At 34.4% G+C, this 13,343-nt stretch carries 11 protein-coding genes; 7 read left to right on the top strand and 4 right to left on the bottom strand.

Going from position 1 to position 13,343, the window contains the following annotated elements:
* Positions 1-23: 23 nt before the first annotated feature.
* From AAGU22_RS11730 to truD, 3 genes are all read right to left on the bottom strand, one after another.
* Positions 24-764: a hypothetical protein gene (locus AAGU22_RS11730; protein WP_458719293.1), complete on the bottom strand. Its 741-nt coding sequence runs from the start codon at positions 762-764 to the stop codon at positions 24-26.
* A gap of 137 nt (positions 765-901) precedes the next feature.
* The gene (locus AAGU22_RS11725; protein WP_458719292.1) at positions 902-1,189 is read right to left on the bottom strand and encodes a hypothetical protein; all 288 of its coding nucleotides are present in this window, start codon (positions 1,187-1,189) and stop codon (positions 902-904) included.
* Positions 1,190-1,283: 94 nt separating this feature from the next.
* The gene (truD, locus tag AAGU22_RS11720) at positions 1,284-2,579 is read right to left on the bottom strand and encodes a tRNA pseudouridine(13) synthase TruD (RefSeq protein WP_458719291.1); all 1,296 of its coding nucleotides are present in this window, start codon (positions 2,577-2,579) and stop codon (positions 1,284-1,286) included.
* Positions 2,580-2,728: 149 nt separating this feature from the next.
* Between truD and AAGU22_RS11715 the strand changes: the two genes are divergently transcribed.
* The 4 genes from AAGU22_RS11715 to AAGU22_RS11700 all read left to right on the top strand — a co-directional run bounded on the left by AAGU22_RS11715 (position 2,729) and on the right by AAGU22_RS11700 (position 8,436).
* Entirely contained in the window at positions 2,729-3,613 is an 885-nt protein-coding gene (locus tag AAGU22_RS11715; RefSeq protein WP_458719290.1) for a hypothetical protein, read from the top strand.
* A gap of 182 nt (positions 3,614-3,795) precedes the next feature.
* A complete protein-coding gene (locus AAGU22_RS11710) occupies positions 3,796-5,973 on the top strand; it encodes a CDC48 family AAA ATPase (RefSeq protein WP_458719289.1) in 2,178 nt (725 codons plus the stop codon).
* A 126-nt stretch (positions 5,974-6,099) separates the two neighbouring features.
* On the top strand, positions 6,100-7,266 hold the full coding sequence (locus tag AAGU22_RS11705; protein WP_458719288.1) for a Ppx/GppA phosphatase family protein: 1,167 nt from the start codon (positions 6,100-6,102) through the stop codon (positions 7,264-7,266).
* A gap of 93 nt (positions 7,267-7,359) precedes the next feature.
* Positions 7,360-8,436 (top strand): tyrosine--tRNA ligase, encoded by a 1,077-nt coding sequence (locus AAGU22_RS11700; protein ID WP_458719287.1) that lies wholly within the window; start codon positions 7,360-7,362, stop codon positions 8,434-8,436.
* A 156-nt stretch (positions 8,437-8,592) separates the two neighbouring features.
* Here the strand turns inward: AAGU22_RS11700 and AAGU22_RS11695 are convergent, their stop codons facing one another.
* The gene (locus AAGU22_RS11695) at positions 8,593-9,405 is read right to left on the bottom strand and encodes a class I SAM-dependent methyltransferase (protein WP_458719286.1); all 813 of its coding nucleotides are present in this window, start codon (positions 9,403-9,405) and stop codon (positions 8,593-8,595) included.
* 87 nt (positions 9,406-9,492) lie between these two features.
* Between AAGU22_RS11695 and AAGU22_RS11690 the strand changes: the two genes are divergently transcribed.
* From AAGU22_RS11690 to AAGU22_RS11680, 3 genes are all read left to right on the top strand, one after another.
* The gene (locus AAGU22_RS11690) at positions 9,493-10,155 is read left to right on the top strand and encodes a hypothetical protein (protein ID WP_458719285.1); all 663 of its coding nucleotides are present in this window, start codon (positions 9,493-9,495) and stop codon (positions 10,153-10,155) included.
* 85 nt (positions 10,156-10,240) lie between these two features.
* Complete coding sequence (locus AAGU22_RS11685) at positions 10,241-12,223, top strand: AMP-binding protein (protein WP_458719284.1); 1,983 nt, start codon at positions 10,241-10,243, stop codon at positions 12,221-12,223.
* Positions 12,224-12,319: 96 nt separating this feature from the next.
* Positions 12,320-13,192 carry a DNA double-strand break repair nuclease NurA gene (locus AAGU22_RS11680; protein WP_458719283.1) on the top strand — a complete coding sequence of 291 codons (873 nt, stop codon included), beginning with the start codon at positions 12,320-12,322 and terminating at the stop codon, positions 13,190-13,192.
* The last annotated feature ends 151 nt before the right edge of the window (positions 13,193-13,343 follow it).

The raw sequence follows: 13,343 nt of genomic DNA, 5'->3' as shown, positions 1-13,343 counted from the left end.
TATGTACCAAAACATTTGAAACCTCAGTTAAAAGTATTTTGTAACATCACAGTCCTGATAGTTTCTCCAATCTTTTCATCATTGTCTATTGAAACCACCACACCATTTTTAGACTTTGGGAGAAGATCCAAAATTACTGTTTTTTCATCCACGAGCATTTCAATATTTAGAATTTTTCTAGAGACCGAAATATCTTTGATTTCAATATTTCGACCACTTAGACTATTAGTATTTACTGCTGGTTGAGACATCAATAGATATAATGTTTGGATGAATGAATCCAATAAATGGAAAGTTATTTGGGCTTCCTTCTCAATCAAATGAAGATTTGACTCATCTTGGGAATTTCTCTCTTGATCATCTCCAAATTTAATCCCATTTGTTGAATGCTTACTTGTATTCCAGTTGATTTCATTCGTATCAGTACTTAGTTTGTCAAATGCTTTCACAAAATCTGGGATAATTGACTCTAAGGATATGTCTATTGCATACTTGTCAGTAATTTTTATCTTGACTCTTACTGTATGATAATTGAATTCATAACCAAAGAATTTAGTAAATATCATAGGCTTTCCATATTTTACCTTGTGAACATCACATCCTTCAATCCTGCTTATTACCTCATTGAAATATTTCAAAGATGTGATGTTCTTTTCAAGACAATTTAGTTTGGATATTATTATCAACTTCATGATTTTCGTAAAATAGCTGTGAAATTGCTCAGGATGTTCTCTAAAATCATATCTTATTTCTTCAATTGTCAACTAGCTAAATCAACTTGTTAGAATTTTTCTTTTTAACTTTTGGTTTGCCCTATATCTTAATTTGAATTCATCCATCATGCGTAGTACTAACTTGCGGATAATTTACAAGCAGATAGTAGTTAGAGTATATATTTTACTTATGGCTTGTACCATTTTGAAAATCTGTCCTGATCTGTCAATCTATTTTTAAATTGTCTGAGTATGAACCCTATTACTACATGATGTTTATAGACAAAAGCTATGGCTATCGTTACTATGCCTACTATTATGAATCTGCTACCTATTAGTCTCAAACCTTCTGTAAATTCGTTTACAACCAAATCAATAATTATAAATGCTAATCCGAAAAAAATGACTAATATTCCTATTGTTATGAATGCTTTGAATAGTGGTAAATCATTCTTGGCCGAAATCTTATCCCACACTCACTAGTTTATGTATTTATACCTGGTCATAATTATTTCTATTTATTATCCTCGTTCATTGCAAAAACATCAGCAACTCCATTTACAAATTGTTCTAAAAACCTGACTCAATAGGATTAGCAGGTTTAATTAATTCTCTTAACAAAACGGTTGCGTATGATCCTTTTGGTACAGAGAACTCAACCAATAATGAGTTATCTTCTCTTTTATATTTGAAGTTTTTACATACATAACATGCTTGTCTGAAACCGCCTGATTCACTTAATTCCTGCATTTCCTTGATAAAAAAATCTTTGGCAGTTATATTTTCATGTTTCATGAATTCTTTTAATATCTTGTCAAATCTATTTTTTCCAGGTTGGAAAGAATATCCTGGTAATCTAATAATTGGCAATCTCTGCATTTTATTGTCCATAAATTTTTCCTTCTCATATTTGCGAATTTTTCCAAAGATCAAACTATCTTCAAAAACGTCAAAACAGATATCATTTTCTTCAGGTACGGTGAGGGAAAAGTCATCTCTAATAGCGATACTTAAGGTCTTATTAAAAAGATATGCCTGGAACGCTTGGACGAATAGCCTTCTAATATTAATGGGGATAGTTCTCAAGGCCGAAATAGAGTCTTTTCCCATTAATATTGCCTGAGCTAGATTTTTCTCTATATCCATTCCAGGAGGGATTTCGCGTAGTAAGTTTGGATTACTTTTGATGTCTCTCAATTTTTCCCTGATTTCACGACTAAATTTTGAATCATATTTTGTGGTGTAAGTCAATAAAATCTCTGTCGCCTTATCAAATTTTCTTTCGAGAATGGCTTTTCCAACTAGATGAGTCACCAACCGTTCACTTCCAAATCTTTGTAATCCGTAATAGTTACCCAATTTATTGATATCAGACAAAAATTGTGTGATGTTGTTTAATTTGTCCATCGTTGGTTCAACAATTCTTATACCAAACGTGTTTCCAACCAAATTGTTCTTTTCAATTGGTTTTCTTGAGAAGCCAATCAGTGTTAATTTTATTTTTCCAAGGTCGATATTCTTTATGAACTTTCTAGCAGAACTGCTAGCGTATTGAATTGTAGTGGCTTTTGCATCTTTTATGCCCACTATTTTAAGATCAAGACCGGTTTTTTTTCTCAAAGTCAGAACTGCATGGCTTGAATCCATTCCTTTTTTTCTTATTTCATAAACTGGGAAAATATTGCTTGTAGTCTGCTCAGGAGAGATCTGTTTTAAGAAAATATTGCTTATTATTTCCTGTACATGAAAATCCTCCGTATTTTTTTTTATAGTGCCGCCTATTCCATTGAACTCTGTTGTATAGTATTCAATTCCCGCGAGTTTATCAATATCTGGTGATGATTGCTTCATTAAACGATCATTCATTCTTATATGCAAGGAAAATACCTAAGGATTCAAATACCACTAAAATCATTTATAATTATTTTATATAAGAAAATAAACTAATATAAATCCCTATCTTTTATTCAGTAAAGCATAAATCATATTTTGCATATAAGAAATATGTATTATTAATGTCTAGTGAAAAAATCTATAGTTTTAATATGTTACAAAATCATAGTAATTTTGACATCCATGTAAGTAAATATAAGTTCATTTTCCTTGTACTTCCTATCCTAATGGTTTCAACCTCTCTTGCTTTTAACATTGCTCCTGTAAATGCGCAATTAAATTTAGATGATTTCATGAAACAGACTCAGGATAACATTCAATCAACCATTGAATCTAGCAATAATGACAATAACAATAATTGTAATAACAATATCTCAATTCAGTCTCAAACTAACGATAATGGTAAAACGACGAGTACAACAAAAAATACATGCGATGATGGGACGACTACAACTACATCTACTAACAACATTAACTCCGGATCAGGCAAAGCTAATCTAAATGGGACAGTTGCAGGGTCAGAATATAATCAAGATACTGGTGTTATTATAAACACTATGTTCGGTAATTGGTCTTTAATTACTAAGGATAATGGTTCAAAGGACTTTAATGCTAGCTTTATAGAGGAACCTGTCTATTATAACTTGGCTACGTCTATTGACTCTGGAAATGATACTGCGACAGATAATAATAACACCAGCTTCAGTACCCAATTAACTGATAACCATAACGACATAGGCAATACGACATCATATCATCTATCAAATTTTGTGGGGAATTCTGTTCAGCAACAGAATGAAGATGTAACATACTCGGGTAAGATTGATGTTATTCAAGAAATAAAGTCCAATAATGCAACTATTTCTGATGAAACAAATAACTATAAGGGTGTAGGTGTGTCGATATCGGTTATCGACAATAGCGTGTTGTTTGTTAATTTCGACAGTCAAACGCCCTTATCTAAAGAGTTTGTAAACATACCTATTGTTGGCCTCGTAAAACAATAGACTGAGATCGGGTTAACCGATCTTAATTATTCATCAATTCATAGCCCATATTTTTTTGGTTCTGCAACCAAGTTTTATCGTCTTGTTGATGTGTCGTTCTATGGTTCATAAAATACCTATTTTGCTAGGGTTTGTTTTACAAAAGTGTATAAGTAGTATGTTATTAAATATTAAGTGTAATCATGTCTCAGAGTAATACTCTTTCTTTAAAGGTACTTGAAGCTTATACCCGAGATGTAGGCCGTGGTGTTGCTAGAATTGATTATGATTCTATGGATGCTTTGAGCGCATCTACAGGTGATGTCGTGGAAATTAAAGGTAAACGTAGAACAGTTGCAAAATGTTTACCTCTTTATCCTTCGGACGAAGGTAAGGGTATAATCCGAGTTGATGGTCTGGTTAGAAATAATGCAGGTGTAGCTATAGGAGACACTGTAATTGTCAGAAAGATTAAAGCTGTTCCTGCAGAAAAAGTTATAGTTGCACCATTAGAAGCTATTCCTCCAATTGATGAACGATATTTAGCTGATGCTCTTGAAAGTGTACCATTAATCAAAGGCGACAATGTGATGGTGCCATATTTTGGTGGTAGACTTACATTTCAAGTCATAGGTGTCACCCCAGGTCCTGGTGTTGATGCCGTTTTAGTTACTCAAAAAACTGTATTTCATATCGCTGAACGGGGAGAAACTCTCCGTGGAGTACCACAAGTTACATACGAAGATATTGGTGGCCTAAAAGAGGAAATTCAAAAAGTTCGTGAAATGATTGAACTGCCATTACGACATCCAGAAATATTTGAAAAACTGGGTATAGAGGCACCAAAGGGAGTGTTGTTGTATGGACCTCCAGGTACCGGTAAGACCTTGTTGGCAAAAGCAGTGGCTAATGAAAGTAATGCACACTTTATCAGTATCTCTGGTCCAGAAATAATGAGCAAATTCTATGGTGAATCTGAAGCAAGACTGCGTGAAATATTTAAAGAAACCAAGGAAAAGGCTCCTTCTATAATATTTATCGACGAGATAGACTCTATAACTCCAAAGCGAGAAGAAGTAACAGGAGAAGTTGAACGTAGAGTTGTATCTCAGTTATTATCTTTGATGGATGGATTGGAAGCAAGAGGTAAAGTTATAGTTATTGCTGCCACAAATAGACCAAATGCCATCGATCCAGCTCTAAGAAGACCTGGTCGATTTGACCGAGAGATTGAAATCAAAGTTCCTGATAAGCGTGGTAGATTGGAAATCTTACAAATTCATACAAGAAATATGCCTTTAGAATCAGATGTAAATCAAGAAAAAATAGCATCTGTAAGTCATGGTTTTGTTGGTGCAGATTTGGAATATCTCTGTAAGGAGGCTGCAATGAAATGTCTTAGACGATTGTTACCTGAACTTAACTTGGAGGATGAGAAAATCCCGCCCGAGACACTTGAAAAATTGATTATATCAATGTCTGACTTTGAAAATGCTCTTAAAGAAGTGATGCCCTCTGCCATGAGGGAAGTTTATCTGGAATCTCCTGATGTTGAATGGAATGATATAGGTGGATTAGATGATGTTAAACGAGAGCTACAGGAAGCAGTGGAATGGCCATTAAGGTACCCAGATCTTTATACAAAACTAGGTCATTCTGTACCCAAAGGAATTCTGATGCATGGTCCATCCGGTACCGGAAAAACGATGCTTGCCAAGGCAGTTGCCACAGAATCTGAAGCTAATTTCATTAGCGTGAAAGGACCGGAATTATTGTCAAAATGGATAGGCGAATCCGAAAGAGGAGTCAGAGAAATTTTCCGACGTGCAAGACAAGCCGCACCATGTGTTGTTTTCTTTGATGAAATAGATTCCATTGCTCCTATCAGAGGAATGGAAGGTGTTAATGCGGGCACCGAACGAATGGTTTCTCAACTACTAACGGAAATGGATGGAATTCAGGAGTTAAATGGCGTAGTTATAATAGCCGCAACCAACCGCCTAGATATGATTGACAGCGCATTGCTAAGACCTGGTAGATTCGACAAGATAGTTTTTGTTCCAAAACCCGATATAAGTACAAGGCTAAAGATCTTGGAAATATATGCAAAGGAAAAGCCATTAACAAGTGATGTCAATTTACAGAGAATTGCCGAGTTAACTGATGGATTTAGTGGCGCAGATATGTCCGCAGTTGCAAATACGGCGATTTCACTCGTGTTGCACGAGTATCTTCAAAAATACAGTAATCCTGAAGACGCTGCAAAACATGCAACGGAGGCACATGTTACAATGAAACATTTCGAAGATGCTGTAAAGAAGATAAAAACTCAAAGAGATATGAAACCAGGAGAAAAGTTAACGCTTTCACAATACCGATGATAAGCTAATCAATCTACCTTTTCTCCATATTTTCTTGTTTTCCTCTAGGGCTTTTATGCATAGTTTTTTTGTATAACTTATAAACAAAAAATTAAATAAACTACTTTTTTGTAATTTTTAATATATTTGTATGCCGAGTCGATAGAGTCTAGGAAAAAGGAAAGTCTTGCTATAATAGATCTTGGTTATAATTCCATAAAAATTTCTACTTATGATATTTACAAAAATGGGCATTACAAAAAACAGTATCAGAAACAGGATTATGTTCAAATCGGTTCAGAATTAAATAGCAATGACAACATGATATCTGATAGAAATGTTGATCGAACAATCAAAGCACTTGATAATTTTAAAAAAGATTTGAAAGAAAAGAACATAGATGTAGTTATTCCAATAGCTACTAGTGCAGTAAGGGACGCAGTTAACCAGAAATTCGTAGTGGATACCCTAGAAGACAATACTGGGTTTCTATTTAATATTTTATCAGGACCGGAAGAAGGATTTTTTTCATATTTGGGTGCTCAATCCTACATGCATATCCCTAATGGCTTGTTCTTTGATCTAGGTGGCGGTAGCTTAGAATTGATGTATGTTCAAAATTTTAGAATATTAAAAACGATTTGTTTGGATATGGGTGTTTTGAGACTGTCTGAAGAATTAGTAAATTATAATAGTGGTATAGAGGAGAGCAAACCCTGGTCCGATATTAATTACAAAAGATTGGAAAAATCTCTGATTGAAAATATCCCCTCAAATGATCAATTGAGTTTGGAAAGATCTCCGGATACAAAAATGGTAGCAATAGGAGGAACAATTAGAGCGATTTACAAGTTTATGTCACATATGATGGATTTAGCCCCATCTATTTATCATAGTCGAGCGGCACTTGATAAAAGAATGATAACCCTTGCAAACACTATTTTCAGAGGACTATCTATTGAAGAATTATCAAAACTAAAATCCGTTGACCCTGAAAGAGCTAAAACAATTACAACCGGTAGTTTCATCGTAAAAATATTGATAAATAAGCAAAATTTTAACAATTTATTGGTATGTCCTACCGGGGTTCGTGAAGGAGTGCTAGAATATTATCTTTATTTCAGAATGGACAAGAAATATCGCAGCAGGAAGAAATTCATTAAGGTAAATTGCGAGCCATTGTTTGCAATTGAAAGTAATAAAAAAAATCCTTTATCTACAGTCTCTGATTCAACTTTATCTACGCTCGAACCTGATACTTATGTTTTTCCAAGAAAGCTCAACAGCATAAAGGTTAACAAGTTAAAAGATTAGCTGAACCTCTTTACTCAGAACCTGATTCGGCCTTGTTCAATAGAATATGTTGAATTAAACAATTTATAATAATCTCTATATTAAAATTTTGTAATGGACGTTGAAGAGAAGATCCGATTAATTGAGAGGCCTCCAACAGAAGAAATAATAACATCAAATGAACTCGCTGCATTATTTGAAAACAAAACAACGCCTAGACATTATATAGGATTGGAAATTTCCGGAAGATTACATTTAGGTAGCCTTATAGTTACAGGTTTTAAGATCAACGATTTTCTTAAAGCCGGCGTCCAGGCGAATGTGTTTCTAGCTGATTGGCATACTTATATCAATAACAAACTAAATAGTGATTGGGAATTAATTTCAAAAATTTCAGATTATTATGAAAAAGCATTCAAATTTTTTTGCCCTGGCGTTAATATTATTCATGGTACAAAGCTTTATGAGGAAACTGATGATTATTGGAAAAATTTTGTACTTTTCTCAAAGCAGATTACACTTGCTAGAACATTAAGATCGTTAACAATTATGGGAAGAACAGAGAAAGATTCACTTGATTTTTCCCAGCTTCTCTATCCTTCTATGCAATCTGTGGATATCAAAGCCCTAGATTTGGATATTGTTCACGCAGGAACCGATCAACGTAAGATCCATATGTTGGTGAGAGAAGTTTTTCCAAAACTAGACTGGAAAGTTCCCATTTCTGTTCATCATCACTTGTTACCTGGTCTATCTGAGCCTGTTTCTACCAGTGCTACTTCTAACGCCACCACCACAGAATCTGGCGATGGAACATTAGATGAAGATCAAAAGATCTTTAGTAAGATGAGCAAGAGTAATCCGTCTAGTAGTATACTAATTCATGATACTCATGATGAGATTTCTAAAAAAATAAGAAAAGCTTACTGTCCAACGAAGATTTCAGCGAACAACCCAGTCTTAGAAATTATTAACTATGTAATTTTCCATCAGTTCAAGGAATTTGTATTGGAGCGGCCCCAAAAATATGGCGGTAACATGTCATACTTCTCTTACAATGAGGTTAAAAATGATTATGAACAAGACAAGATTCATCCCATGGATTTAAAGGCGGCAACTTCCAGATACCTAGACAAAATAATTTCACCTATTAGAAGTCATTTGCAAAATGACAATCCGGTTACCATTTGATTATTTTTCATTTACCTTTCTATTTTTAGAACCGGACTCATTGGGCGTATTTTCATTTGATATCTGATTTCTTCTTCCAAATAATCTATGTTCATCTTATTCTCTGATGGCTAGAAAATATTGTTCTAGCCATCGATTGTATTCCTACGCATGGGTTCACTTGATGGCACTAATGTTTAGTCTTGTGTAGTCTATAGCATAGTCGGTAATAACGTCAGAAATTCCTTTAATATTCCCCTTTTGATGTTTAAAGAAACAATCCATAAAAGAATCCATGATCTGATCAGAAGGCAAATACGATAAATATGGTTTCATTACCACTGTTTTCATAAACAGTCTATATTCTTCAAAACTGGAAAACTTTGCTATTTTTCTTGTTAGACCTGTTTCAATCTTCTTAAACCCCGTCCTTTCCATTATTGAAAACGTTTCTTCAGCAGTGGCAAAATTCCATGGATCTTCCCAATCAAGAAAATAGCCCTTGAATTCACTACTTTCTCTTGTCAAATCTAACAAAGGTATGATTGTACCTAGATTCCCATTACCACCACATTGAATTAAGATTTCTCCGGATTGCTTTAGTAGTTTCCAAAAGTTACAGAATAGTTTGTAATGATTTTTGATCCAATGTATTACTGCATTAGAAAAAATAATGTCTACTGGTTCTGGTAATTCTACTGTAGATAAGTCTGAATTGACAAAAATCACATTTTCTTGATCCTTTAGATTTATCTTTGCCTTTGCGATCATGTTTTGATCCAGATCGATAGCGTAGATTTTACCTTTTTTCAAAATATTTGCGATGATTCTGGTAACCCTGCCACTTCCGCAGCCTGCATCTATTATTACCTCATTTCCATTCCACTTCCTTTTAGATAATAGTTCTATTGCCCATGTTTCTTGTATGGAAGAAACTTTGTGATAACTTTCTGCATCCCATTTCCCTTTTTCATTTGTTAAAGACCTCATTTGGTATAATTTATAACATTATCTGGTTTCATTCTTAAAATTTTTTCTAAACCATTTTATAGGCTCAAATGATAAATTCTCATATTTATGAAAACGAGGGTTTTATATGCAGTTGGGATAGGTATAATAATTATTGGAGTAGTTTTCTATTTGTTTAACATAGGGTTTTTAACCCCGAATCCGCAATCAAACAATAATCCTGAATCAGTAGTCAATGGTACGAATGACTTACCAGCCCAATCAAATCAACCTTCGTCATCTAATTCGCCAGAAACAACAGAACTAACCCCTCAGCAACTCAACAGCCAAAATTTATCTTTATCGGTCGATTCGGTTAAAGTGGTACCAGTAAACAACGAATCTAGGTTGGAAACTGTTTTCAAAGTATATAATCCAAATAAGGGGTCCGCAATCCTTGAAACTGTTACCTATAATGTTTATCTTGACAATGCGAGGATAGCCTCTGGAGATGTAGGATCCAGAACAGAGGGATTTGTAGATTCTCTCGAATCAGTGTATACAATAATAGGAAATCAAAGTATCGTTCTTCGTGACAGAGAATCATTGACCGAAGACGCTAATTCACTTTTTGATTCTCAAGGAAAAATCCTAGGTGCAAATGCAAATAATTCAAATTCTTCTGCCTTACACGAATACGACGTAAATGGAACCTATTTTTATACACTGAATAGGGGTAGCGAGGCACAAGTGAGGGAAAATGAGTTCAACTTTCAATATCCCCTCAATTAATTTTATTACTTAAATCAAAGGCGATTAATTTCACTATAAAATAGACTAATATATCTGAAAAGCATTCTAAACGATTAAAATATAGATGGTCAAAAAACTAAAGGTACCTTACTATTCAATTAATTCATCTAAATCGGAGTTGACAAAGGATAATAATTTAATTCGATTTATGGAGAAAAATAATATTGATACGTTGGAGGATTTGTTGCTGAAATCTATAGAAAATGTTGAATGGTATTGGAAGGCCGTAAACGAGGATCTTGGAATTAAATGGCGAGAGCCGTTCAATAAAGTAGTTGATGTACAAAAGGGACTACCTTGGTGCGAGTGGTTTGTCGGAGGAAAATGTAACATTATCGATAATGTTATTCAAAGTAATATCAATAAACACCCAAATAAGACTGCATTTATCTTTGTTAACCAGGATGGGATAAAGAAGAAGCTCAGTTTTAAGGAGCTGGAAATAAGGGTAAATGTATTTGCAAGTGCACTAAGAGATCTCGGAGTTGAAAAGGGTGACGTGGTAGGAATTTATCTTCCTATGAGAATGGAATCATTTGTAGCGCTATATGCGATCTCAAAATTAGGAGCGGTTCATGTACCAATTTTTTCCGGTTTTGGTAAGGCAGCACTTGAACAGAGACTCGTTGATTCAAATTCTTCATATTTAATTACTAGTGATTTTTTTCAACGGAGGGGCAGAGTAATTAATTTAAGAACACACTGGGAAGATGTGTTATCCAATACATTTGTAAAAAAAATAATTGTGTCAGAAACTGAGGGATCTATGTCTTATAATCCTCCTAATGATAGGGTTTTTTCCTTTAAACGAATTTATGATAAGGCATTTAGGAAACATGATTCAAACAAGAAATTCGAAGTAGAGCTGATGGAATCTGGTGATCCTTTGTTCATTTTATACACTTCAGGAACGACTGGAAAACCAAAGGGTACAATTCAAACACACGGAGGATTTTCTATTTTTTCTGCTCATCAATCATCATATTTGATAGATCTCAAATCTGATGATACTATTCTTTGGTATGCTGACATAGGGTGGATTACTGGTCAAACATGGATAGTTTATGGATCTCCCATAATAGGGTCAACTGCTGTCATATTAGAAGATACATTGGACTTTCCATCTATGGATTATTGGGCAAAGCAAGTTGATGATCTGCATGTTACAATATTTGGGGCTGCTCCAACGGCAATTAGACAATTTATGCGAAATAAGATTGATTTTTCCAAGTTTCACTTTTCTTCTCTTAGGCTACTGGTTTCCACCGGAGAGAGATTGAATAAGGAAGCGTGGAATTGGTATTTTTCAAAAATAGGGAACAATCGTTGTCCTGTTATAAATTTGTCAGGTGGCACTGAGGTAGGTGGCGCGATTCTAAGTATGCTTCCATTCTTGGACAATGTACCTACATCTGTAGGTGTGCCTGTACCGGGATTGGATGTTGATATCTTAGATGACCAAGGTAAATCCGTTGATGACGGATATCTCGTAATTAGGAATCCGTGGCCTGGGATGACCAAAGGCATACTAAATGATGAGGAAAGATACCTACATACATATTGGTCAAAATTTCCTAATATTTGGAATCATGGTGATAAGGTTCGGACTGACTCACAAAACATGTGGTATATCTCTGGCAGAATAGATGATGTCATGAAAATTTCTGGACACAGGATTGATCCTAGTGAAATTGAAGAGGTATTAACAAGCTATTCGGGAATCGTTGAGTCAGCTGCTGTTGGCATTCCAGACGAGTTAACCGGTGAATCTGTATGTATTTTCTGTGTTTTGAGGAATGCTAATATGACGAACCAGACAAGATCCTTAATAAAAAAAGATCTTGAAAAACTCCTGACAAAAAGGATTGGTAAATTTCTACTTCCTAAAGCCATTTATTTTGTTAATGAACTACCGAAGAATCGGTCGGGGAAGATATTACGAAGATTGATGCGTAAGAAACTCTTAGATATTGACATCGCAAAAGATGACCTTTTGTTAGTCGAAAACCCCGAATCCCTTAGATCCTTCTCCGTAGTTAAATTATGATTTACCTTGCATTCCCTTGCACTAAAAGGTAAATAATACTAACCTTTTGATTTATGGTTTGTTTGTGATGAATAATAAATAAATTTAGTGCTTGAGTTGGCTATAATATTGCTGTCCGAACTTTATTTGGATGCTATAAAAAATAAGGAGAAAAAGCTTTCATCTATACATGGAGATGAATTTGACGATCTCTTAAAGATTGCATCTACAAAGTGGGTGGAATATGAGCCTACAAAAAAACCATCCTTTAGTGTGGGCATTGATAGTAGCTGGAATAAGAAATCCTTTCAAGGAATTGATCTGTTTGTTATTGATAGTGCTGCTGTAAGCTCACATAATCACGTTTTGGGATCAAAATGGGATTATGGGATTTCTAACATTACTGGTGATGCTCTGAGTTCTAAAGCTATGAAAATGGAAATCGATCTAACTAAATCTGTATTGGATCAAAAACCCGATTATGTTTGTGTCGATGGATCCTTAATATCTAATTTAGTTCATAACAAAAATGTATCTTATAGGGAAAACGTTCAGGGCCTCTTTGCTACTGATGAAGAGAGTGATATTTTGTTTATTTCAAAAAATTCTACATCAAAGAACCAGTTCAAGGAATATGGATCACGAGCAGCTGATATTTATTATTATAATAAATTGGGTTACAAGACGGGATTTAGTCTTGCAAACAAGAATAACTTTATCTCTAATAATTTAGATGTAGTTGAGATATATGCAAGGCTAACGGCCTATGTTCCCCTAATAAAGATTGAAATTATTAATAGGGCAAATATTACACAACCCGAAATTCAAAATTTGATCGATGGCTTGTGCTATCATAGCATCAAGGGATATCCTTATAGTCTAAAGCTTGCCCACCAGTCTTGTAAAATAACTAACAATGATGTGAAAAGGCTGGCAAGTCTATATGGATTTAAGAATGAGTTTGGATCAAGAGATTCTCTAAACGAATGAGATCAAAAAATCAATGTAGATAAAAGTTTAAAACTTGTACATTTATACGAATGGTTTAACCATACGTATCCCAAATAGACTAATTGTCTAGTTAGTTAGAAATAGTGTTTTACTGCTTTACTTTAGTCCGCATGATTCATAAACGAATAGG

Source organism: Candidatus Nitrosocosmicus sp. R (genome assembly GCF_054408505.1).
This window is presented reverse-complemented; position numbering and strand designations above follow the sequence as displayed.

What these genes read in the sequence shown, in the direction of transcription:
- AAGU22_RS11710 (WP_458719289.1), top strand. Translation starts at nt 3,796, where the DNA reads ATGTCTCAGAGTAATACTCTTTCTTTAAAGGTACTTGAAGCTTATACC.
- AAGU22_RS11690 (WP_458719285.1), top strand. Translation starts at nt 9,493, where the DNA reads ATGAAAACGAGGGTTTTATATGCAGTTGGGATAGGTATAATAATTATT.
- AAGU22_RS11700 (WP_458719287.1), top strand. Translation starts at nt 7,360, where the DNA reads ATGGACGTTGAAGAGAAGATCCGATTAATTGAGAGGCCTCCAACAGAA.
- AAGU22_RS11695 (WP_458719286.1), bottom strand. Translation starts at nt 9,405, where the DNA reads ATGAGGTCTTTAACAAATGAAAAAGGGAAATGGGATGCAGAAAGTTAT.
- AAGU22_RS11715 (WP_458719290.1), top strand. Translation starts at nt 2,729, where the DNA reads ATGTCTAGTGAAAAAATCTATAGTTTTAATATGTTACAAAATCATAGT.
- AAGU22_RS11685 (WP_458719284.1), top strand. Translation starts at nt 10,241, where the DNA reads ATGGTCAAAAAACTAAAGGTACCTTACTATTCAATTAATTCATCTAAA.
- truD (WP_458719291.1), bottom strand. Translation starts at nt 2,579, where the DNA reads ATGAATGATCGTTTAATGAAGCAATCATCACCAGATATTGATAAACTC.